We start from the raw sequence: 21,506 nt of genomic DNA on the forward strand, positions 1-21,506 counted from the left end.
GGTCGTCTCGCTGACAGGCGTCGGCGAGCGCGTCCCCACGGTGCCCTGGAAGCTTGTTCTGTTCTGCGGACAAATACGCGGAAATTCAGCCCTTGCCGGCGGCGTTCACGATGCGAGTCGTGGAGCGCCCCGGGATGGCCTGCATCTCCCAGCACTCCGCCCCCAGAATCGCCGCCGCGGCCGCGCGGGCGCCCGCATGCGGGTCCCCGGCCGTGTGCGCCAGGGCGGCCGGGCGCATCGGGGCGAGCAGGTCGATGTAGTCCTCAGGACCGTGAGCTTCGGGCGGGCCGGTCACGATGAAGACGCCGCTGACGAAGCGGAGCGCGGCCAGGACCTCGGCGCGCTCCGCCGCTGGGTTGAACGGGCGGCTCGGGCCCTTCCAGGCGCGTACCCGGGGATCGTCCTCGACGCCGACCAGCAGCGGCAGGCCGCGGGCGGCCACTGCGCCCAGGTAACGCACGTGGCCCACGTGCAGGATGTCGAAGACCCCGGTCACGACCGCCGCCCCCGGCCTGTCGTACGGCTGCACCCAGACCGCCTCCAGGCTGCTCACGCGACCTCCTCCGCTGCCCCTCGGGCCTCGACGACGGCTCCCCACGGGCCTAGACGACTCGTCGATCGCAGCGTACTCGGTCGGCGCAGGCGGTCGTGCAGGCGACCTTGGGAAAGGGCATTCCTACCTTTTCGCAATAACTCCTAGCCGCCACCGGCGCGTCCCATAACGCAGCTTGGAGTTAGGGGCCCGACTATGGGGGAGGTCGCCGTGGCACCGGAATTCCACCGTGTCAACGGGGGTGATCCGCTCGGCTCGCGCGATCTCACGGTCCGCTTGCCGGGGATTCCGTCCCAGGTGTCCACGGCCAGGGGGATCGTGACGGCCGCGCTCGGGCGCGATCATCCGCTCTATGACGACGTCGTGCTGCTCACCAGCGAGCTGGCCACCAACGCGATCCTGCACACCAGATCCGGCGCCGGCGGCTCCTTCACGGTGGCCGTGACCAGCTCGGAGTCGGCGGTACGGGTCTGCGTGTCGGACGCGGGCTCCGACGGGCCGCCCTGCGTGTGCCGTACCAGCACGCAGGCCACGAGCGGGCGCGGCCTGCCGCTGATCGAGGCGATCAGCCACCGCTGGGGGTTCACGCGGGAGAGCGGCTCGACGACGGTGTGGTTCGAACTGCTGCAGGCCAGGATGCCTGCCGGGGTGCCCGCCTAGACATCCAGGCGGCACAGGCCTTCAGCGAGGGCCTTTGTGGTGAGGCGGGTGCGGCTGTCGCAGCGCAGCTTGGCGAAGATGTGCTCCAGGTGCGTGGTGACCGTGCGGACGCTGAGGACAAGCGCGGCGGCGATCTGGGGATTGGAGTCGCCGGCGGCCACCCTGGTCAGCACGTCGACCTCGCGGCCGGTCAGCTCGTACGGTAACGCGCACGGCCGCTCGGCGGCGACCGCGCCCTGCAGCGCCCCCTGGAACCCGACCCCCGCCCTGAGCAGCCGCAGCTCGTGCCAGCGCCCGTCGCCGTCCAGCCAGAGTCCGTGCCTGCTCAGCTCGCGCGAGTCGATGAACGCCCTGGCGTACGCGGCCATCGCCGGTTCGTTCCGCAACGCGGCCGACATCTTCCGTCCGGGGACCTCACGCCGGACGCCGAGCCGGTCGAAGGCGACCGCGTGGAAGTCGTGCGGCAGCCCCACCGGGTCGATCACACACCTGGTCAGGTCGGTGACGTGCGCCAGCATCGGGCTCACCGCCGCCACGAGGGCCCCGGTGAGGTACGGGAACGCCTCCCTGGACGCGAGGTGGAGCAGTCCCGTGTAACGGCCCTCGCGCAGGAACAGCGGCGCGGTCAGGCCGGCCCGCCAGCCGTAGGGGGCGAGGTGGCGGCGGAAATAACGCTCGGTGTCCGGATCGGGCATGGAGACGGGCGCTCGGGTGGCCAAGGCCCTGCGGTACGCCTCCAGCCCGGCGTATTCCTCGGCGGCGTCCCGGTCGATGCGCCGGTGCCCGTCGGAGACGACGCTGTGGTGCCGCCCGGTGGCGGGGTCGAACGCGACGAACTCGTACGCGTCCATCGAGACCACCCGGCGCAGCGCGGCCATCGCCCCGTGCGCGTCGCCGCCGCCCGCCACCTGGTAGCCGACCTCCGCGAACGACTGCAGCTGGCGGACGTCCAGGGTGATCTCGGCCACGGCGTCTTTTATATCATTTGCCAATCCTTGGGGTCTTCTTGAAACTTTTTTTCACAAGCGTCGGGATGTTACGGTGATGAGCATGCAGCGCGCCTTTGTCTTCGCCACGACGACGCCGGACCTCGTCCCGGCGCGCTGACTCCATGCTTCCCGGGCGAATGCCCGGGAGCCGGTCGTTCGCCCTTTCCTTGGAAAGGATCATCATGAACGACCACCGCAAGCTCGGCCGCGAACTGGGCATCTTCGACACCGACCCGATGATCGGCGCGGGCCTGCCGTATTGGCTGCCCGTCGGCGCGGCGATACGCAAGGCCATCGAGGATTACGTCCACGAGCTGGAGCGCCGCAGCGGCTACCAGCACGTCAATTCGCCTGTGCTCGGCAAACGCGAGTTGTATGAGCGGTCAGGCCATTGGGCGCACTACGCGGACGACATGTTCCCGCCCATGAACGTGGGCGGCGAGGAGTTCGTGCTGCGCCCCAGCCTGTGCCCGCACCACGCGCTCATCTACCGCTCGCGGCAGCGAAGTCATCGCGAGCTGCCGCTGCGTCTGGCCGAGCTGGGCGGCCAGTACCGCTCGGAGCTGTCCGGCGTCCTGGGCGGCCTGACCAGGGTCCGCTCCATCCAGCTCAACGACGGCCACGTGTTCTGCCCGCCGGAGCAGGCCGCCGCCGAGGTGTCGGCGTCGCTCGATCTGATCGAGGCCGCGCACGCGCAGCTCGGCATCCGGGCCGCGCGTTACCGGCTGTCGCTGCGCGGCGACGGCGGCAAGTACGTGGACGACCCGGAGATGTGGGCGGCCTCCGAGGCGATCCTGCGCGAGGTGCTCAAGGATCGCGGCCAGGCCTACGACGAGGAGCGCGGCGAAGGTGCCTTCTACGGGCCGAAGATCGACATCCAGATCGCCGACCCGGCAGGGCGGGAGACCACCCTGTCGACCGTCCAGGTGGACCTCTACATGCCCGAGCGCTTCGACCTGCGCTACGTCGGCGGCCACCGGCCCGCCATGGTGCACCGCAGCGTCGTCGGCGGCCTCGAGCGACTGGTCGCGCACCTCATCGAGGTGCACGGCGGAGCGTTCCCCGCGTGGCTGGCGCCTGTGCAGGCGGTGGTGCTGCCGCTGTCGGACGCCGAGCTGCCGGCCGCCGAGGACCTGCTGCGACGCTGCCTGGCCGCCGGGCTGCGGGCCGAGCTCGCGCCCGCCGACCGGGGCAGCCTCGGGGCCAGGATCAGGGCGCACCGGCTGGTGCCGTACCAGCTCGTGGTGGGGCCGCGCGAGGCGGCGAGCGGGCAGGCGGCGGTGCGGCTGCGCGACGGGAGCCAGGCGGGCGAGGTGCCCATCGAGCGTTTGGCCGCAGATTCGCGACCGTTCATCTGACGGGTCATCTGACGGGCTGGGAAATCAAATGGGTAACGGAGTCTTCCCTGATCGCGTAAGGGACTCGTAAAGTCCCTGCAAGCCGTGTCGGGGGAGGACGTCGTGACCGAGCTGAGCGATCGCGAGGCCGAGCTGGTCTCCGCCCATGAGCAGGAGCGCCCGGCGCGGCAACTGGGCGGGGCGCTTCGGCTCGGCGTATGGATCGTGGGCGGGTTGTTGTCGGTCTACTCGCTCGTGGTGGTGTTCCGGCCGGTCGAGGCGCTCGAACATCGGATGACATTCCTGGCGGTGGCGTTGCCGCTGGTGTTCCTGTGTTACCGCTCGGGGCTCTCGTCGTGGGTGAGCAGGCTGCGCCGCGAAGGCTTCCGATCGGTGCTGTCGTCGTGGGTGAGCAGGCTGCGCCGCGACCCCGCCAAGGTCGTTGCCGCCGACGAGGCCGGCCCGCCGGCCGGGGCCACGGTGGACGGGCGGCCGGTCCCGCCCCAGGGAGAAGGCGAGCCTGACCCGCTGGCCGGTGTGTCACGGGCGGTGGCTCATCCGGAGGGGACGAGACGCAGCGAGCGGCCCACCGTGGCCGACTGGCTGCTGGCCGCGGCCGCGCTGGCCGTGCTCGTCTATCCGCTGGCCGGCATCGACGCGTTCCGCGATCGCGGGTCGGGCGCGGCGCTGACGGACCTCGACATCATCGCGGGCCTGGTGCTGACGGTGCTGCTGCTGGAGGCGGTACGGCGGACCGTCGGCTGGGCGCTGACCATCATCTGCCTTATTTTCCTGATTTATGCCTACTACGGCTCATATCTGCCGATTGACTGGACGATCGGGCATCGCGGTTTCGACCTCGGCCAGATCGTGTCGCAGCTCTACACCGGCACCGAAGGCTTCTTCGGCGTGCCGATGCAGGTGGCAGCCAGTTACATCATCCTCTTCACGATCTACGGCGCCGTGCTCGATTTCTCGGGCGCGAGCCGCTTCTTCATCGACCTCAGCTTCGCCGCCTTCCGCAACTCCCGCTCCGCCCCGGGCCGTACCGTCACCATGGCGGGCTTCCTGCTCGGCACCGTCTCCGGCTCGGGCGTGGCGACCACGGTCAGCCTGGGCAGCGTGGCCTGGCCGGTGCTGCGCCGGGCCGGCTACCCGAAGGAGCCGGCGGGCGGCATCCTGGCGGCCGGCGGCATCGGCGCGATCCTGTCGCCGCCCACGCTCGGCGCCGCGGCGTTCATCATCGCCGAATACCTCAGGGTCAGCTACCTCGAGGTGCTCCTGTACGCGACGATCCCCACGATCCTGTACTACCTGGGCATCTTCCTGGCCATCGAGGTCGACTCGCGCCGCTTCGGCACTCACGCCGTGCAGGTGGACGCGCCCAAGGCGGGCAAGCTGCTGCTGCGCTTCGGCTACCACTTCAGCTCGCTCATCCTCATCATCGTGCTGATGGCGCTGGACCGGTCGGCGTTCCAGTCCGTGGTGATCGCCACGGCAGTCGCGTTCGCGCTGTCGTTCCTCGACCCCGCGCACCGGATGACCCCCAAGCGCGTCGGGCAGGCCCTGGCGAAGGGCACGCTGGAGGTCCTGCCGGTGACCGCCGTGTGTGCGGCGGCGGGCATCATCGTCGGCGTCATCACCCAGACCGGCCTCGGGCTCAACCTCAGCGCGATCATCGTGGACTTCGCCGCCGGCAACCTGATCCTCACCACGATCATGTCCGCCCTCGCGGTCATGCTGCTGGGCCTGGCCGTGCCGGTGACCGCGAGCTTCATCATCGCCGCCGTGATCATCGGTCCGGCGCTCACCACGCTCGGCGTGACGCAGGCCGAGGCGTACATGTTCGTCTTCTACTACGCGGTGCTGTCGGAGGTGAGCCCGCCCACCGCGCTGTCGGCGGTCGCGGCGGCCGCGATCACCGGCGGCAACACGTACCGGACGATGATGATGACCTGGCGGTACACGCTGCCCGCGTTCCTGGTGCCGTTCGCGTTCGTGCTGACGCCGAACGGCCAGGCCCTGCTCGGGCAGGGGCCGATCGGGACCGTGCTGTTGATGGCCGCCGTGTCGGCGGTCGCTGTGGCCGCGCTCGCGATGGCCACGGGCGGCCTGACCGGCGTGCCCGAACGGCTGCTCGCGGCGGCGGCCGCGGTGCTGCTGCTGTTCCTCGAACCCGTCCCCATCGTCGCGGGTCTGGCCGTACTGGCCGTGGCCACCGGCGTGCACCTCGTCAGAAGAAGCAGAAGGGACCCAGCGTGAAGCGGATCATTACGATAGTCGCCGCAGCAGCCCTCACCGTGGCGGGCTGTGGCGGCGGAGGCGCCGGCGGGTCGGGCAACCGGCTGTCGATCGCCACCGGCGGCACGACGGGCGTCTACTACGTGTACGGCGGCGGCCTGGCCAAGCAGTTGTCGGCGAACGTCGCCAACACCCAGGCCACCGCGTCGGTCACCTCGGCCTCGGTCGAGAACATCAAGCTGCTGGCCGGCGGCAAGGCCGACATCGGCTTCTCCCAGATGGACACGGCGGCCGACGCGGTCAACGGCAAGGACACCTTCACCGCCAAGCAGCCGATCAAGGCGATCGCCCGCATCTACGACAACTACGCGCACGTCGTGGCCGCCCCCGGCGTCGAGGCGACCAAGGTGGCCGACCTGAAGGGCAAGCGCGTCTCGCTCGGCCCGGCCAACTCCGGCACCCAGGTCGTGGCCCGGCGCATGCTGGAGGCGGCCGGCCTGAACCCCGACAGCGACATCACCAAGCAGCAGCTGTCGATCAACGAGTCGGTGCAGGCCGCCAAGGACGGCACCATCGACGCGTTCTTCTGGGTCGGCGGCCTGCCCACGGCCGGCATCACCGACCTGGCCACGAGCAAGCCGGACATGAAGATGCTCGACACGTCCGACGTCCTGGCGAAGATGCAGTCGACGTACGGGCAGCAGTACGTCTCCCTCGACGTCGACATGTCCGTCTACAAGCTGGACGGCACGGTCAAGACCGTCGGCATCGGCAACGTGCTGCTCGTGCCCGACAAGATGAGCGAGCAACTCGCGTACGACATCACCAAGACCCTGTTCGAGAAGAAGACCGAGTTGTCGGCCGTGCACCCGGAGGCCAAGAAGCTCGACGTGAAGCTCGGCCAGGAGGTGGCCCCGGTCGAGCTGCACCCGGGCGCCGCTCGCTACTTCAAGGAAAAGGCCTGATCAGGCTGCTGCTGGCGATCGTGGCGGTGATGGCGCTCGGCTCCGGCGGCGGCGCCGGGCGCCTCACCGTGAACGGCCTGCCCGTTTCCGGCGGCTTCCTGATCGGCTACGTGCATTCGATCTACAAGGCGCCGACGGCGGAGGTGTTCACCGTGGAGGGCCGTCGTTTCACCATGCGGGCGGTCGTATCGGAGAACGAAAGCGTGCTCGACTACTACGCGCTGGAGGGCGCCCGCAGCCGGACGCGGACGGGCGCCTGGCTGCTGCGCCTGGCCGAGCCGGCCACGTACGAGGAGCTGTCGCTGCTGACCACCTCGATCGGCCGGCGCACCCTCCTGGCCGGCGGCCGCTGCCTGCCGCTCTTCCCGGATGCCGGGGCGGCCGAGGTGCGGCTGGCGGTGGAACTGACGCTCGAGGCCAGAAGTGAGGCCTGCGGCGCGCCCTACAACCAGTCCCTCTTCTTGAACGCCGAGTAGAGCGCCACCGACGCCACCGCCACCGCCACCGTGGACATCCAGAAGCCCCAGGGCTCACCGGAGCCCGGGTACGGGACGTTCTGGCCGTAGAAACCGGTGATCATGGTGGGCACCGCGATGATCGCGGCCCAGCTGGTGACCCGCTTCATGATTTCGTTGAGCCGGAAGCCCTGCTGGGCGAGGCGGGTCTCGCGGACGTTCGCGAGCATGTCGCGGATCGACTCCAGCCACTCGGTCACGCGCAGCACGTGGTCGTAGACGTCCTGGTAGTACGGGACCATCACCGGGTCGGCGACGAGCGCCTGGTCGCGGCGGAGCAAGGTGCCGAGCACCTCGCGCATCGGTAAAGTGATCTTGCGAAGCCTGGCGGTGTTCTTCCGCAGCACGTACATCTCCTGCTGCAGGTGCCTGCCGTCGGGCACCTCGTCCTCGAACAGCGACTCCTCCAGCGCCTCGGCCTGCCCGTCGAGGTCCTGGACCAGGTCGAACTGGGCGTCGACGATGTAGTCCAGCAGGCCGTGCAGCAGGAAGCTCACCCCATGCCCGGCCAGGCGGGCATTGGCGTCCCAGCGCTTGACCACTTCGCGGATGTCGAAGTGGTCGCTCTCGCGGACGGTCACCAGGGCGTTGGCGGTGACGAAGACGTTCACCTCGACGGGGTCCAGCCGGTCGTCGTCGAAGTGCACGTGGTACGCGGTGATGAACAGGTGGTTGTCGTAAACGTCGACCTTCGGCCGCTGATGGTCGGACAGCACGTCCTCGACCGCCAGCTCGTGCAGCCCCAGCTCCTCCCCGATCATGCCGAGGTCTTCGGGGGTTGGCGAGCACAGGTCGAACCAGACGACGTTGTCTGGATCCTCTACATAGTCGGAGACGTCCTCGATGGGGAACCCTTCCTTCTCGAGGACGCCGTTTCTGTACAGACGTGTGTGCACTAGCCGAGTCTGGCAAATCGTCGAGCGTTCCGCACCGCGGCCCCTCCCAGGTCGTTGTTGAAGTACACGTAGACGTCCTCCCAGCCGGCCTCCCTCACCCGTTTGGCCCAGGTCCGCAGCGAGGTTTCGCCGTACTCGACGCCGGCCCGACCCTGGTGCATGCGCACGTAGCCCCAGTCCGCGGTGCGCCAGAGCGGGTTCTGCGGCCTGCCGAGCCGGTCCGCCCAGCACAGGGCGGCGCCGTGGGCGCACAGGACGTCGCGTACCTCGTCGGTCCACCAGGAGTCGTGCCGCGGCTCCACGGCCACCCGCACGTCACCCGGGAAGCACGCCAGGCACCTGTCGAGCCTGCCGGGCTCGGCCCTGAGCGTCGGCGGCAGTTGCAGCAGGATCGGGCCGAGCTTCTCCTTCAGCGCCGCGGCGGCTCCCATCAGCCGCTGGACCGGCTCCTCCGGGTCGTCCAGCCGCTTGATGTGAGTGAGGTACCTGCTGGCCTTGACCGCCATCAGGAACCCGGCAGGCGTGCGCTCCCGCCAGGCGGCGAACGTCTCCGGCTTGGGCAGCCGGTAGAAGGCGTTGTTGCTCTCGACCGTCGGGAACTCCCGCGCGTACGCCTCCAGCCAGAGCCGCTGCGGCAGGCCCGCCGAATACAGCACCCCCCGCCAGTCCTTGTACTGCCACCCCGAGGTGCCGACCAGCCATGCCATGCTTTACGCCTACCCTGACCTTCGCCGTGCAGTACTGTCACTATTCGTCAGCCGAGGAGGACAAACACGTCGATGGGCGCCAATCACGCGCACGGCACTGCCGTCCCCAGCTCGCGGCGCACGCTCGTGGCCACCCTGGCCGCGCTGGTGCCGCTGGCGATCATCACGCTGGCGGGCCTGCTGTGGCTCTGGCCGGACGGGCCGAACGACGCTGGCACGCCGCCGCAGTCCAGCGTGGAGCGCCTGACCGGCACGGTCACCGGCGTCACGCTCAAACCGTGCCCGGCCGTCGTGGAAGGCGCGCCCAAGCCGGACCCCGCCACCTGCGGGAACGCCACCGTCAAGGTCGGGGACGGCCCCGACGCCGGCAAGGACGTCGCGCTCCGCCTGCCCACCGGCCCCGGCGCGCAGCGTTTCGCCCCGGGCGACGACGTGATCCTGCTGCGCGACGCGGAGGGCGCCTACCAGATCTCCGATCACGACCGGGCGTTGCCGCTGTGGTTGTTCGGGGCGGCGTTCGCGCTGGCGGTGATCGCCTTCGGCCGCTGGCGCGGCGTGACCGCGCTCGTGGGGCTGGCGGTCACGTTCGTGCTCCTGCTGACGTTCGTCATCCCCGGCATCCTCGAGGGCAAGCCGCCCATGCTGGTGGCCATCGTCGGGTCGGCGGCGATCATGCTGGTCGTGCTCTACCTGACACACGGCTTCTCGCCGTCCACCTCGGTGGCTCTGCTGGGCACGCTGGCCAGCCTGGCGCTCACCGGCGTGCTGTCGTACGGGGCGCTGGGGTTCGCCGAGCTCAACGGCATCACCGACGACAGCTCGCTGATGCTGGACATGAGCGTGTCCATCGACACGCAGGGGCTGCTGCTGGCCGGGATCATCATCGGCGCGCTGGGGGTGCTCGACGACGTCACGGTCACGCAGGCCGTGACGGTGGCCGAGCTGGCGCGGGCCAACCCCTCCTACGGGTTCGCGCGCCTCTACCGGGCGGCCAGCCGCATCGGGCGGGCGCACATCGCGTCGGTGATCAACACGATCATCCTGGCGTACGCGGGGGCGTCGCTGCCGTTGCTGCTGCTGTTCAGCATCGGCTCGCAGCCCTTGGGGGACGTGCTCACGACGCCGGTGATCACGCAGGAGATCGTCCGCAGCGTGGTCGGCACGCTCGGACTCATCTCGGCCGTCCCCATCACCACCGCCCTGGCGGCCCTGACCGCCTCCCGCCAGGCCGCGCCGGAGTCTCCCCATGACGGGCGGTCCCGCCGTGACGGGCCTCCTCGCCCTGACGGGCACGAGGAGCTCTCCAGTCGCCGCGAAAGCCTCTCCAGCCGCCGTGACGGGCGCGAAAGCCTCTCCAGCCGCCGTGACAGGCGCGAAAGCCTCTCCAGCCGCCAGGAGGACGGGCCCGGGGATTTCTTCAGCCGCAGGGACGACGATGCGGACGACGACTTCTTCAGCCGCCAGGACGACGACGCTCGGGACGACTTCTTCTCAGACCCAGACGATCGCCGCGAGACCGGCTCGGACCGTCCCCGTGACACCCCCGTCCCGGAAGGCGGTTTCTTCACCCCGGCCACGCTCCGTCCCGGCCCTCCAGAGGGCCCGCCCGGGCATCCCGCCGGTGCCGGCACGCGTCCCGCCGAGCGCGCCCGGCAAGGCGATGCCGCCGACCGGCCGTCGCCGGCACGTCATCGCCGCCGGCCGGGCGCCTAGGGATAAGCTTCGGTGCTGCCGTCCACCCGCAGCTTCCGCCGCGCCCGTTCGTAGAACGTGGTGCCGACCCGGACCACCTTGGCCGCCCCCGGCCACGCGCTCACCGTGATCTGGTCGCCGGGGCACAGGTGCCTGACCACGGCCCCGTCCACCTCGACCGCCAGCCGCCCGCTCCTGGGCAACACCTCCAGCGTGACGTCCTCGTCCGCGGGCAGCACCAGGGCCCGGTTGAACGCCGAGTGCGCCGCGGCCGGCACGACCAGGATGGCCTCCACCCGGGGCGACACGATGGGCCCTCCGGCGGAGAAGCTGTAGGCGGTCGAGCCGGTGGAGGTCGCCACGATCACCGCGTCCGCGGCGTACCGGACGAAATCGCTGCCCGCCGGGGTGACGGACACGGCGGCCAGCCCTTCTCCGGGGATCCGTACGAGCGCGATGTCGTTGAAGGCGGTCACCTCCACGTCCCCGACCCGGCTCCTGATCGCCATGCGCGACTCAACCGTGTAGCGGTGCCCGTCGATGGCCGACAGCGTGTCCGCCAGCTCGTCCACGTCGATCTCCGCGAGGAACCCGAGCCGCCCCAGGTTGACCCCGAGTATGGGCGTCGGCCGCCCGGCGAGCAGCCGCATGGTGCGCAGCATCGTCCCGTCGCCGCCGAGCCCGACCAGCAGATCGGACCGCTCGACGAGGGCGATGGGGTCTACGGCCACGGCGGTGCAGTCGATCCGTCCCACTTCCTCGGGCAGCCCCAGCACCGTGGCACCCTTGCCCGCCGCCCAGCGCAGGATGGTGTCTATCGCCTTCTTGGAGTCGCGCTGCGGGTGCAACACCAGCCCGACCGTTCCGACCATGCCCATGAGGCCCACCTTACGACCAGCGCGCTGCGTATCTCCGGGACGGGACTCCGATAGCGTCACGTCCATGCGACTTTACGTCGGATGCGCGATGTGGACGCACGCGTCGTGGCAGGGGCGGTTGCTGCCCGGCTCGCTCCCGCCCGGTGAGCGCCTGCGCGCGTACGCGACCTGGTGCAACGCGGTGGAGGGCAACACGACGTTCTACGCGACGCCGACCAGGGCGACCGTGGAGTCATGGGCCGCTCAGACCGGCCCGGACTTCCGCTTCGTCATCAAACTCCCCAAGCCCATCACCCACGAGCACCGCCTGACCGGCACCGACGACCAGCTGCACGCCTTTCTGGAGGCCATGGAGCCGCTCGGCGCGCGGACGCATGCCCTGTGGGTGCAACTGCCGGGCTCGTTCGGCCCCGCCGACCTCGGCGCGCTGGCGGCTTTCCTGCGCCGCCTGCCTCGCTCGTTCCGGTGTGCGGTCGAGGTCCGGCACCGGGCGTTCTTCGAGGACGAGCGCTCCGAACGGCTCCTGGAGCGCGTCCTGGCCGCCGTCGACGCCGAATGGGTACCGTTCGACACCACCGTCCTGTTCGCCGACCGGCCGACCAGCGACGCCGAACGCGACGCGTGGACCAAGAAGCCACGGGTGCCGCGCCGCTCGCGGGCCCTGACCGGCCACCCGATCGTCCGCTATCTGGGACGGGACGCCACGGAGCGCACGGTGGAGGGCTGGCGGCCGTGGCTGGACATGGTCTGCGACTGGCTACGCGAAGGCCGTTCCCCGACTGTCTTCGTCCACACTCCCGACAACGCCGACGCGCTGACGCTGGCCCGTCGCTTCCACGACGAGGTACGGTCCCGCGTGCCGCAACTCGACCCGCTTCCCGACCCGATGCCGAACGAGCCGCTGACCCTCTTCTGAGTCCGCAGGGCTTCGGTCCCTAGCCGCAAGCGGTCAGGGTATCCGGCCCTGTGGGCGGCGGGCGGGCATGATCGCGTAATCTTCCGTGACATGACGGCCGAGATCGTGGCGAGACGTGTGACGGATCTGCTGGCGCCGCAGGTGCTGGTCATCGTTATGCCGCCCGTGGTCGGCCTGCTCGCGCAAGGGTGGAGCGGCGCGGCCTGGGGGCTTGTGGCCTCGGCGTGCTGCGGTGGCGTGCCGGCGGCGGTGATCGCGGTAGGGGTGCGGTCCGGGCGGCTCGACTCGCATCACATCGTGGACCGCTCCCGTCGCACCGGCCCCCTGCTCGCCGCCGTGGCGGCGGTGCTCCTCGCGCTCATGCTGCTGGCCGTGTTGGGGGCGCCGACGTTGCTCGTGGCGACTGTGACGGCGATGCTGGCGGCGCTGGCCGTGACCGTTCCCGTCACGTTGCGGTGGAAGATTTCCTTTCACGCCGCCGTGTCCGCGGGCACGGTCGTGGTGCTCGCCCACGTGCTGCCCGCCCTGCCGACCGCGATCGACGGCGGCGCCCTCGTCGGGCTGGTGTGCTGGGCCAGGGTGCGGCTCGCGCATCACACGTGGGCGCAGGTCCTCGCCGGAGCGGTGGTGGGCACCCTGACGACGTGGGGGACGCTGGCCGCGTTCGGGCTGGAATAGGCGCGTGGCCGCCGGGGTTGCCGCCTGCATGGATGCTGGGAACCGGGGCCGGGTACGCGTCGAGCGGACGGCCAAGCGCGTGAGGACCTACCTGGGCGGCCGGGTGGTGGCCGACACCACCTCCGCTCTCCTGGTGTGGGAAGTCCCGTACTACCCCACCTACTACTTCCCGCTCGCGGACGTGGACGAGGCCGCGCTCAAGGCGACCGGGACCACCAAGCACTCCCCGAGCAGGGGTGACGCCGTCGTCTACACCGTCACCTCCGGTACGTCGGAGGCCGCCGAGGCGGCGCTGGCGTACCCGGACTCGCCGCTGGAGGAGATCCGGGGTCATGTGCGGTTCGAGTGGGCCGCCATGGACGCCTGGTTCGAGGAGGACGAGCAGGTCTACTTCCACCCGCGCGACCCGTACACGCGGGTGGACATCCTGCCCAGTTCTCGGCACGTGCGGGTGGAGGTCGACGGGGTCACCGTGGCCGACTCCCGCGGCGCGCGCATCCTCTTCGAGACGGGGCTGCCCGCCCGCTACTACCTGCCGAAGCCGGACGTACGGCTCGACCTGCTCGAGCACACCGACACCGTCACCCACTGCCCGTACAAGGGGACGGCCGAGTACTGGTCGGTCAACGGCAAGGAGGACCTGGCCTGGTCGTACCGGACGCCGCTGCCGGAGAGCGAGCGGGTCGCCGGGCTGATCGCGTTCTACAACGAGAAGCTCGACATCTATGTGGACGGCGAGCTGCAGGAGCGGCCGAAGACCAAGTTCTCCTAGGCGGCGCTCCAGTGGGGGTCGCGGCCCAGGTAACGCAGGAGGGCCGCCACGTCGTCGTCGCCCTGCGCGGGGGCCAGGGCGACGGCGTACGCGCCCCAGGCACGCAGCGGCTCGACGATCTCCCTGGCGACCTTGAGGAGGGGGCGGGCCAGCTCGGGCGTGAGCGGCGACGGCCGGCCCGTCGCGAGGGCGATGTCCCAGGCGTGCACCGCGGCGTCCAGGCCGCACGCCGCCGAGCCGGACCACGGGGACATCTTGTGCGGCGGCACCGGCGTGGGCACTTCGGCGGCGCTCCTGTCGACGCCCGCCCACGCCCTGGCCGTGCGGGCCAGGGCGTCCTCCATGAACGACGACGGGTCCACCCCCTCGAGCACGCCCGAGGGGTCGAACGGGTTGAAGTCGGGGCCGGGCTCGCCGGTCAGCGCGGCGGCGAAGCCGATCTGATCGCCGACGGCGTGCTGGAAGACCTGGGCGACGGTCCAGCCCGCGCAGGGCGTGGGCAGGGACCAGCCGTCGGCGGGCACGGCGCGGACCGCCTTGCGCAGCGCTTCGTGTGAGGCGTCCAGGACGTCCCAACCGCTGGAGATCATGTCATTGCTCATCGGAGAGCCCCTTTCGTGGTGACTCTCACTCTATCAGAACGGAATGCTTTGTTCCATAGTTTGTCCGCGGTCACACCAGCAGGCGGGTGAGGACGCGCGTGCCGAACTCCAGGCCCTCCACCGGCACCCGCTCGTCCTTGCCGTGGAACATCCCGAAGTAGTCGAGGTCCGGCCGGAGCATGAGCGGCGCGAAACCGTACCCCTTGATGCCGATCCTGGTGAACGACTTGGCGTCTGTGCCACCGCTCATCACGTACGGCACCGGCCGGGCGAGCGGGTCTTCGGCCACCAGGGCCCCGGCCAGCTCGTCGAAGAACGCCGACGGGTACGGCGCCGCGGGTGCGTCCTCCAGGTTGACGAACTCGCGGGTGATCTTGGGCCCGAGCAGCTCGTCGATCGTCGAAAGGAACTCCTCCTGCAGCCCGGGCAGGTAACGCCCGTCCACGTGCGCCTCCGCCGTCGAAGGCACCACGTTGACCTTGTAGCCGGCCGCCAGCATGGTCGGGTTCGCCGAGTTGCGGATCTGGCTCTTGAACAGGCCGCCGAGCGGGCCGAGCCGGGCGGCCTCGGCGTCCAGCCGGTCCAGGTCGATCGGCTGGCCGGTGATCTCCGACAGGCTCTGGAGCAACGCCGCCACCGATGGCGTCAGGCGGACCGGCCACTGGTAGGAGGCCACCCGCGACAGTGCGTGCACCAGCGTGGCGACCGGATTGTCCACCGGGGGACGCGAGCCGTGCCCGGCCACGCCGTGCGCGGTGAGCTTCATCCAGGCGGTCCCGCGCTCGCCCACGGCGATCGGGTAGACCCGGTGGGCGCCGGAGGCCACGCTGAAGCCGCCGGACTCGCTGATCGCCTCGCTCACGCCGTCGAACAGCTCCCGGTGCTCGCTCACCGCGTGCCGCGAGCCGTAGTCGCCGGTCGCCTCCTCGTCGGCCAGGAACGCCAGCACCAGGTCCCGCTTGGGCCGCACGCCACGCGCCGCCAGGTCGAGCACGGTCGCGAGCGTCATCGCGCACGAGCCCTTCATGTCGACCGCGCCCCGGCCGTACACGCAGCCGTCCACGATCTCCCCGGAGAACGGGTGCATGCGCCACTCGACGGGATCGGCGGGCACCACGTCCAAGTGACCATGGATGAGGAGCGCGTCGGGGGAGTCGCCGTCGATCCTGGCCACGACCGTGGTCCGCCGCGGCGCCGACTCGAACACGACCGTGTCCAGGCCCGCGTCGACCAGCAGCGTGGCCACGTATTCCGCCGCCGGGCGCTCGCCCGACCCCGGATTGGTGGTGTCGAACCTGATCAGATCCGAGCAGATCTCGGCGACGCTCTTCACGCTCTCCCCTTCAATGTGAGCGGCGGCACCTCGGGCGTCTCCATGCCGAAGATCAGCCCGTAGAAGGCTAGCTCGGCCTCGAGCGCCGCGACGATGGTCTCTTCCCTGCGCCAGCCGTGCTGTTCGCCGGGGAAGGTCAACAGTGCCCACTCTTTGCCATGTTTGTCCAATTCGGCGGTGAACCGCTCGGCCTGCCCGACGTCCACGATCGCGTCCTCCAGACCGTGCATCATGAGGCACGGGCCCGACGCGCGGCCCGCGTTCAGCAGCGGCGAGCGCTCGATGTAGCGCAGCCGCGTCTCGGGCAACGGCCCCACCAGGCCGTCGAGGTAGCGGGATTCGAAGTCGTGCGTCTCGGCCGCCCAGCTCTCCGGGTCGGTGATGGCGTAGTGGGCCACCCCGCCCGCGAAGACGTCACTGTGCACGAGCGCCGCCACCGTGGTCCAGCCGCCGGCGCTGCCGCCTCGGATGGCGATCTTCGCGGCGTCGGCGCGGCCCAGCTCGACCAGGCCGCGGGCCACTCTGGCGCAGTCTCCCACGTCCACCACGCCCCACTGGTGGCGCAGCCGCTCCCGGTAGGCGCGGCCGTAGCCGGTCGAGCCGCCGTAGTTCACCACGGCGACGCCGATGCCGCGACTGGTGAAGTACGCGATCTCCAGGTCGAGCACCATCGGCAGGTGCATGGTCGGGCCGCCGTGCACGAAGATCACGTACGGGCCCGGGCCCTGGATCCCGGACGGCGGATAGAGGTGCGCGTGCACGCCCTCGATCGTCACGGCCTCCGGAGTGGGCAGCAGACCGCGGTCTGGCAGCGGTTTCCTGGCCGACACGACCTCGGGCGCGCCCCCGTCGAGATCGACGAGCGTGACCTCCATGGGCGTGTACGGCGTCGCCTGCACCGCCGCCGCCCTGCCGCCCGCCACCGACACGGTCGCGGACCAGTGGGTGGCCGTGCCGCCGATCTCCCGCAGGTCACCGGTGTCCGGGTCGAGCACGCCGAGGCGGCGGCCGTCGCCCGTGCCGTAGATCACGACCAGCCTGCCGTCCGCCGCGACGGCGAAGTACGTCAGGCCCGGCTTCCACGCCGCGTCGCCGAACTCCAGCTCCATCGGCGTCAGGTTGCGGCCGGGGGAGCCGTCCACGTGGACGAGGTGGATGTTCCACCAGCCGGTGGGGTCGGTCGCCGCGTACAGGGCGCCGTCGTCGCGCCACTCGGCCTGCGTCACCGACTCCCGCGGGCCGCCGGCCACTACGCGGTGCTCGCCTGCCGTGCCGTCCGCGCGCAGCGGGGCCACGCACAGCTCGGTGCCGTCCCAGGGCATGTTCGGGTGATCCCAGCCGATCCAAGCGACATATTGCCCGCCGGGCGAAATGCGCGGATTTATCAGGAAATGGTGGGCTTTTACGATCACCTTGACCGGCCCGCCGTCCAGCGGCACCGCCACCAGGTCCCGCACGTCGCCGGTCTCCCGTACGGCCCACACCTCGTCCCTGCCGGGAGGCAAGTAGAGGTCGGCATAGCGAGAGGGACCCTCAGGGGTGATCGGCAGGGGATTGGAGCCGCCGTCGAGCCGGTACAGGCGCTGGTCGGCCCAGTTCGTGAAGACCAGCCCGCCGCCCGGCAGCGGCCGCCAGGAGCGGCCGCCGTACTCGATCACCCGGTTACGCGCGTTCCACCCCTGGGGCAGCACGTCGGTACGGGAGCCGTCCGGCAGCCGGCGCACCACACACCGCCTGCCGCCCTCGTGCGGGCGCGGCTCGTCCCACCAGGCCTCGACCCCGGAAGGCGTGGCCACCGCCTCCACCCACAGAGGTCTGCCGTCGGTACGGGCCACGTCGATCGGTCGAATGCTCACAACAACTCACCAATTGCCGTCGGTACAGAGAGGAAGGGGATGCCCGGGCGGGTGCAGCACGTACGCGATGCCGCCGCTGCCCGAGCTCCTGAGCCACACGTTCTCGAACGCCGCCCGCGGATAGATCCGCCGGACCTCGTCGTCGCGTGGCGCGGCGGGATCGTTCACGACGACGTCGCCCCCCGCCGTGAAGCCGACCACGACCAGGATGTGCCCGTTGGTCGAGTAGCAGGAACCGGGCAGCTCATGCGCCTTGAACGACTGCGACGTGATCACCGGGATCCCGGCGCGGACGAACAGCTCCAGCTCCGCCGCCGACCGCAGCCGCGTCACGAACCCCGCCAGCCCGTACCGGCCCGCGTACGCCACGTTGAACGGCCAGTTCCCGGTGCCCTGGTAACTCTCGTCGTACGTCCCCATGGCCGCGTGATCCACGACCGGCGCCGGGTCGCCCGCCCCCACCCAGTCCAGCTCGGCGGGCTCAGGGCCGCGCCCCCAGAAGCCGAGCACCATGGCCACAGACGCCGGGCTGCACCAGTTCGCGCCGCCGCCGTCGAAGCGCGGATGGTGGCCCGCGTGCGCGTGCTGCGAATGCCGCGGCACCGCCAGCTCCACGGGCTCGGCCGCGACGGGATCGCTGGGCGTCACGGGCCGCTGCGGCAGGGCCGAGGCCATCACGCCCAGCCCGGTGACCAGGGCGCCCGCGCCGTGCCGGGTGACCCGCACCTGGTACGCCACCACCGGCCGCCTGGCCACGAACGTGTCCACCGCCACGTCCCCGTCCTCGTCGCCCTGCCCGGGCACCGACGTGCGCGGATCGCCGGGTTCGGACCAGCGCCCCATCACGTACCACTTGGTACGGGCCCCTGACGCGGCCCTGGCCCGAAGCGCGACCTCGATCCACGCACCCGGCGGGGTGCGCGCCGTCCACGAGGGCACGAGCTGGGTGGCGGGAAAGCCGATCTCGCGTTCCTCACTCGTCCACACGTCCTCAGGCGCGGCAGGCACGGCGAAGCGGGCGAAGGAGACACGGGCCAGATCGACGGTGAGCACCAGCCATATTGTGGTTTCGCACATCGTGTCGCACATCGGATGGTTTACGTACCGGGCGGATTGTGTCGGTGAAGATCTCTATGGTTCGGGCATGACTCAAGCGGTACAGGCATACTCCTACGCCGGGCCCTCCACGCTGGCCGACGGCAGACTCGGCCTCGCGACCTCGGGCGGCACGGCGTTATCCGGCCCGCGGAGCCACCCCAGATTCTTCAGCGGGCTGCTCTCCCAGGCCGCGCCTGCCGCGGCCGGGCTGCTGGCCGTGGCGGACGTGGCGCTCACCCGCTACCACCAGCCCCGCCCCGGCTGGACCCGCGACCCGGTGGTCACCTGCGACGGCGACCGGCTCAGGTTCGAGTCGTTCTCCGCCTGCGGTGGCGTCTACGCCCGGCTCGACGTGCTGGAGCTCGACGGCGACGTCCTCGACCGGGGCACCACCAACGTCGACGTCAACGGGCCGCTGCGCGAGGCCCTGGCCAGGGTCGGCGGCCGGGACCCGCTCCACCTGGGCGTCGGGCCCGACGAGCTGACGGTCACCACGCTCGACGGGGCGGTCGTGGAGAAGAAGGTGCCGCTGCCGGAGCGTTGGCTGCGCGGGTTCGCCGAGGTGCAGGTGATCGCGGCCGGGTTCGACCTGCGGGCCGAGCTGGCCGGGCCGCACGCCGTGCGGTTCCTGCGCTCGCTGCCGCGCGGCGCGCGCTCCACCGTCTGGGCCGTCCCAGGCGGCCGCGACCTGCGCGTCTCCTCCGGCCCTGCGCCCGGCGGCGTCTGCCTGTCGGGCACCGGGCGGGTGGCGACGCTGATGCCGCTGCTGCGCTTCGCCAAGAAACTGCGCGTGTACGGCCCGGCCGACGGCACCTCCAGCGCCTGGGAGCTGGAGCTGCCGGGGATGCGTTACACGCTGGCCGTCTCGCCCGAGCCGTGGCGCGGCTTCTCCGGCGAGGGCGCGGTCCTCGCCGACCTCGCCACCGACGAGGCGGCCGCAGACGCCGACGTGGTGGGCATGCTGCTCAACTTCGAGCCCACGGTCGAGCTGGGGCTGCTCGCCGACCGCTCCGGGCTGACGATCGAGCGGGTACGCACCGCGCTCACCCAGCTCGGCACCGCCGGCCGCGTCGGCTACGACCTGCACGAGGCGGCCCACTTCCACCGGGAGCTGCCGTACGACAGGGCGCAGGTGGCCCAGCTCAACCCCCGGCTGACGGCGGCCCGCGCGCTGGTGGAGTCGGGTGCCGTGCGACTGGCGGGCGACTCGGCCGAGGTGACGACCGACGGCGGGGTGCGGCGGGTGCGCATCCAGACCGGCGAGTGCACGTGCCCCTGGTGGTTCGACCACCGGGGATCGCGTGGACCGTGCAAGCACGTCCTGGCGGCCAGGATCGCGGCCAGAGTGGACGTCGAGGTGACCGTATGACCTCCGCCGAAACGCCGTGCTGATGCCGAGGATCCGGGCGGAGCCGGACGACGAGAGACGTTGGAGAGCGCCGCCGCGCGACGAGAGACGTTGGAGAGCGCCGCCGCGCTCGGAGCGCATCGGGAGGTGTGGCGGAGGTCGCCGCGCTCCGGGCGTCGAACAATGTCGTCCGCGAGGCGCGGCGCCTCCACACGTATCTGGCTTAGGGCCTGACCTAGAGGTACAGGCCCGTGGACTCGTCGCTCGCGACGGGAGTGATCGCGCGGCCGGAGCGGAGGGCGTAGAGCTCCGCGAGCGTCGCCCCCGACGCGCCCACGCCGTCGGACGTGCCGAGCCACGCGACGGCCTCGTCCCTGCTGAGCGGGCCGACCTCGAGCTGCGCCAGGCAGCGGCCCGGGCGGATGACCGCGGGGTGGAGCCGGGCCAGGTCCTCATTCGTGGTGATCGCCACCAGCACGTCGCGGCCCTGGCCGAGCAGGCCGTCGGTCAGGTTGAGCAGGCGCGACAGGCCCTGGCCCGCCTGCGCCTTCGCGCCCGCGCTGATCAGCTCGTCGCAGTCCTCCAGGACGAGCAGCCGCCAACGCTGCGTCTCGTCGTCGTCGCTGTCGTAGCCGACCGCCACCTCCATGAGGTAGCCGGGCTCGTCGAACAGGCGCTCCGGGTCGAGCACGCAGTCCACCTGACACCATTCGCCCCACTGCTTGGCCAGCGTGCGCAGCAGCGTGGTCTTGCCGGTGCCCGGCTGGCCGTGCAGGAGGATGAGGCGGCCGTTGACGTCCCCGGGTGTGACCGCCATCAGCTTGTCGATGGCCGGGCGCACCTTGCCCGGGTAGTTGGCGCTGATCTCGGACCAGGGCTGCGCGGAGATCGGCTTCTCCGAGCGGGTGCCGCCGTGCGTGCCGCGCCACCAGAAGCCCATCTCGACGTGGTCTGCCTCGGGCACCGCCTCTTCCGCCCCGTCGATGCTCTCCTCGAGCACGGACTTGGCCAGCTCCTCGCTCACCGCCGTCACGCTGACCATCGCGGTGCGGTTGCGGTGGCGGATGACCCGCAGAGTCCAGCCGTCACCGGAGATCAGCCGGGACTCCGAGCCGTCCTCGACACGCGCCGTGCGCAGCACGCGGCCGCTGGACGGGCTCAGCGGGGCGTCGGGCCGCACACGCTCCAGATTGGCCAGGCGGGACCAGGGCTGGGCGCCGGTCGCGAACGGCGACAGCGCCAGCGCGTCGATCACGTCGATGGCGGAGTCGGCGTCGTCGATCCAGATGTTCATCGGCAGCTCAGAGGAGTCCGGGCTGGGGAACGGCACCTCCCTAATCACAGACATACCGTCAATGATCTAGGCCTCCACGTCCGATGTCGAAGGGTTTTGGCAGTGGTTCACGCTGAGCGTACCGGTTTGGGATGTGAGGTCGGTGCGCAGTATGGCCGATACGTTACCGGTCGCCA

General features: G+C 71.0%; 20 protein-coding genes. 10 read left to right on the forward strand and 10 right to left on the reverse strand.

Features of this window, described 5'->3' with window-relative positions; translation table 11 throughout:
- Positions 1–85: 85 nt before the first annotated feature.
- On the reverse strand, positions 86–553 hold the full coding sequence (locus ACTWPT_RS30605; protein WP_443180948.1) for an adenylyltransferase/cytidyltransferase family protein: 468 nt from the start codon (positions 551–553) through the stop codon (positions 86–88).
- A 210-nt stretch (positions 554–763) separates the two neighbouring features.
- On the opposite strand from ACTWPT_RS30605, the gene ACTWPT_RS30610 reads away from it, so the two are divergent.
- On the forward strand, positions 764–1,213 hold the full coding sequence (locus ACTWPT_RS30610) for an ATP-binding protein (protein ID WP_443180949.1): 450 nt from the start codon (positions 764–766) through the stop codon (positions 1,211–1,213).
- Here ACTWPT_RS30610 and ACTWPT_RS30615 read toward each other — a convergent pair.
- Positions 1,210–2,181 carry a response regulator transcription factor gene (locus ACTWPT_RS30615; protein ID WP_443180950.1) on the reverse strand — a complete coding sequence of 324 codons (972 nt, stop codon included), beginning with the start codon at positions 2,179–2,181 and terminating at the stop codon, positions 1,210–1,212. The two genes, ACTWPT_RS30610 and ACTWPT_RS30615, sit on opposite strands and share 4 nt — an antisense overlap.
- A 158-nt stretch (positions 2,182–2,339) precedes the next feature.
- Here ACTWPT_RS30615 and thrS point away from each other — a divergent pair, with 158 nt between their 5' ends.
- The 4 genes from thrS to ACTWPT_RS30635 all read left to right on the forward strand — a co-directional run bounded on the left by thrS (position 2,340) and on the right by ACTWPT_RS30635 (position 7,221).
- Positions 2,340–3,560 (forward strand): threonine--tRNA ligase, encoded by a 1,221-nt coding sequence (gene thrS, locus ACTWPT_RS30620; RefSeq protein ID WP_443181125.1) that lies wholly within the window; start codon positions 2,340–2,342, stop codon positions 3,558–3,560.
- A 102-nt stretch (positions 3,561–3,662) separates the two neighbouring features.
- Positions 3,663–5,801, forward strand: coding sequence for a TRAP transporter permease (locus tag ACTWPT_RS30625; RefSeq protein WP_443180951.1), 2,139 nt, complete (start codon positions 3,663–3,665; stop codon positions 5,799–5,801).
- Positions 5,798–6,745, forward strand: a complete 948-nt coding sequence (locus ACTWPT_RS30630; protein WP_443180952.1) for a TAXI family TRAP transporter solute-binding subunit — start codon at positions 5,798–5,800, stop codon at positions 6,743–6,745. Before ACTWPT_RS30625 ends, ACTWPT_RS30630 begins: the two co-directional genes overlap by 4 nt.
- Before the next feature lie 29 nt (positions 6,746–6,774).
- On the forward strand, positions 6,775–7,221 hold the full coding sequence (locus ACTWPT_RS30635) for a hypothetical protein (protein ID WP_443180953.1): 447 nt from the start codon (positions 6,775–6,777) through the stop codon (positions 7,219–7,221).
- On the opposite strand, the gene ACTWPT_RS30640 is transcribed toward ACTWPT_RS30635, so the two are convergent.
- A complete protein-coding gene (locus ACTWPT_RS30640; protein ID WP_443180954.1) occupies positions 7,188–8,156 on the reverse strand; it encodes a magnesium transporter CorA family protein in 969 nt (322 codons plus the stop codon). The two genes, ACTWPT_RS30635 and ACTWPT_RS30640, sit on opposite strands and share 34 nt — an antisense overlap.
- The gene (locus tag ACTWPT_RS30645) at positions 8,156–8,863 is read right to left on the reverse strand and encodes a DUF72 domain-containing protein (RefSeq protein ID WP_443180955.1); all 708 of its coding nucleotides are present in this window, start codon (positions 8,861–8,863) and stop codon (positions 8,156–8,158) included. The genes ACTWPT_RS30640 and ACTWPT_RS30645 overlap by 1 nt, the downstream gene beginning before the upstream one ends.
- Positions 8,864–8,935: 72 nt before the next feature.
- Between ACTWPT_RS30645 and ACTWPT_RS30650 the strand changes: the two genes are divergently transcribed.
- A complete protein-coding gene (locus ACTWPT_RS30650) occupies positions 8,936–10,576 on the forward strand; it encodes a YibE/F family protein (protein WP_443180956.1) in 1,641 nt (546 codons plus the stop codon).
- On the opposite strand, the gene ACTWPT_RS30655 is transcribed toward ACTWPT_RS30650, so the two are convergent.
- Entirely contained in the window at positions 10,573–11,433 is an 861-nt protein-coding gene (locus ACTWPT_RS30655; RefSeq protein ID WP_443180957.1) for an NAD(+)/NADH kinase, read from the reverse strand. The genes ACTWPT_RS30650 and ACTWPT_RS30655 overlap by 4 nt on opposite strands.
- Positions 11,434–11,497: 64 nt before the next feature.
- Here ACTWPT_RS30655 and ACTWPT_RS30660 point away from each other — a divergent pair, with 64 nt between their 5' ends.
- From ACTWPT_RS30660 to ACTWPT_RS30670, 3 genes are all read left to right on the forward strand, one after another.
- Positions 11,498–12,349: a DUF72 domain-containing protein gene (locus tag ACTWPT_RS30660; protein ID WP_443180958.1), complete on the forward strand. Its 852-nt coding sequence runs from the start codon at positions 11,498–11,500 to the stop codon at positions 12,347–12,349.
- 90 nt (positions 12,350–12,439) lie between these two features.
- A complete protein-coding gene (locus tag ACTWPT_RS30665; protein WP_443180959.1) occupies positions 12,440–13,027 on the forward strand; it encodes a hypothetical protein in 588 nt (195 codons plus the stop codon).
- 28 nt (positions 13,028–13,055) lie between these two features.
- Positions 13,056–13,799 (forward strand): DUF427 domain-containing protein, encoded by a 744-nt coding sequence (locus ACTWPT_RS30670; RefSeq protein ID WP_443180960.1) that lies wholly within the window; start codon positions 13,056–13,058, stop codon positions 13,797–13,799.
- On the opposite strand, the gene ACTWPT_RS30675 is transcribed toward ACTWPT_RS30670, so the two are convergent.
- The 4 genes from ACTWPT_RS30675 to ACTWPT_RS30690 all read right to left on the reverse strand — a co-directional run bounded on the left by ACTWPT_RS30675 (position 13,796) and on the right by ACTWPT_RS30690 (position 18,643).
- Positions 13,796–14,401 carry a TIGR03086 family metal-binding protein gene (locus ACTWPT_RS30675; RefSeq protein WP_443180961.1) on the reverse strand — a complete coding sequence of 202 codons (606 nt, stop codon included), beginning with the start codon at positions 14,399–14,401 and terminating at the stop codon, positions 13,796–13,798. The two genes, ACTWPT_RS30670 and ACTWPT_RS30675, sit on opposite strands and share 4 nt — an antisense overlap.
- Before the next feature lie 70 nt (positions 14,402–14,471).
- On the reverse strand, positions 14,472–15,734 hold the full coding sequence (locus tag ACTWPT_RS30680) for a M20/M25/M40 family metallo-hydrolase (RefSeq protein WP_443180962.1): 1,263 nt from the start codon (positions 15,732–15,734) through the stop codon (positions 14,472–14,474).
- A complete protein-coding gene (locus ACTWPT_RS30685) occupies positions 15,731–17,590 on the reverse strand; it encodes a prolyl oligopeptidase family serine peptidase (RefSeq protein ID WP_443180963.1) in 1,860 nt (619 codons plus the stop codon). Before ACTWPT_RS30685 ends, ACTWPT_RS30680 begins: the two co-directional genes overlap by 4 nt.
- Positions 17,591–17,596: 6 nt before the next feature.
- Positions 17,597–18,643, reverse strand: coding sequence for a C39 family peptidase (locus ACTWPT_RS30690; RefSeq protein ID WP_443180964.1), 1,047 nt, complete (start codon positions 18,641–18,643; stop codon positions 17,597–17,599).
- Between the two features lie 91 nt (positions 18,644–18,734).
- Between ACTWPT_RS30690 and ACTWPT_RS30695 the strand changes: the two genes are divergently transcribed.
- Positions 18,735–20,057 carry an SWIM zinc finger family protein gene (locus ACTWPT_RS30695; protein WP_443180965.1) on the forward strand — a complete coding sequence of 441 codons (1,323 nt, stop codon included), beginning with the start codon at positions 18,735–18,737 and terminating at the stop codon, positions 20,055–20,057.
- Between the two features lie 214 nt (positions 20,058–20,271).
- Here the strand turns inward: ACTWPT_RS30695 and ACTWPT_RS30700 are convergent, their stop codons facing one another.
- On the reverse strand, positions 20,272–21,384 hold the full coding sequence (locus ACTWPT_RS30700; RefSeq protein ID WP_443180966.1) for a DUF5925 domain-containing protein: 1,113 nt from the start codon (positions 21,382–21,384) through the stop codon (positions 20,272–20,274).
- Positions 21,385–21,506: the final 122 nt, after the last annotated feature.

This window comes from Nonomuraea sp. 3N208, assembly GCF_052245935.1.
Lineage (GTDB): Bacteria > Actinomycetota > Actinomycetes > Streptosporangiales > Streptosporangiaceae > Nonomuraea.

Bases quoted from the DNA above. Each gene is read 5' to 3' on its own strand.
- thrS (WP_443181125.1), top strand. From the start codon at position 2,340: ATGCCCGGGAGCCGGTCGTTCGCCCTTTCCTTGGAAAGGATCATCATG.
- ACTWPT_RS30635 (WP_443180953.1), top strand. From the start codon at position 6,775: ATGGCGCTCGGCTCCGGCGGCGGCGCCGGGCGCCTCACCGTGAACGGC.
- ACTWPT_RS30645 (WP_443180955.1), bottom strand. From the start codon at position 8,863: ATGGCATGGCTGGTCGGCACCTCGGGGTGGCAGTACAAGGACTGGCGG.
- ACTWPT_RS30650 (WP_443180956.1), top strand. From the start codon at position 8,936: ATGGGCGCCAATCACGCGCACGGCACTGCCGTCCCCAGCTCGCGGCGC.
- ACTWPT_RS30655 (WP_443180957.1), bottom strand. From the start codon at position 11,433: ATGGGCATGGTCGGAACGGTCGGGCTGGTGTTGCACCCGCAGCGCGAC.
- ACTWPT_RS30660 (WP_443180958.1), top strand. From the start codon at position 11,498: ATGCGACTTTACGTCGGATGCGCGATGTGGACGCACGCGTCGTGGCAG.
- ACTWPT_RS30665 (WP_443180959.1), top strand. From the start codon at position 12,440: ATGACGGCCGAGATCGTGGCGAGACGTGTGACGGATCTGCTGGCGCCG.
- ACTWPT_RS30670 (WP_443180960.1), top strand. From the start codon at position 13,056: ATGGATGCTGGGAACCGGGGCCGGGTACGCGTCGAGCGGACGGCCAAG.
- ACTWPT_RS30675 (WP_443180961.1), bottom strand. From the start codon at position 14,401: ATGAGCAATGACATGATCTCCAGCGGTTGGGACGTCCTGGACGCCTCA.
- ACTWPT_RS30695 (WP_443180965.1), top strand. From the start codon at position 18,735: ATGACTCAAGCGGTACAGGCATACTCCTACGCCGGGCCCTCCACGCTG.
- ACTWPT_RS30700 (WP_443180966.1), bottom strand. From the start codon at position 21,384: ATGTCTGTGATTAGGGAGGTGCCGTTCCCCAGCCCGGACTCCTCTGAG.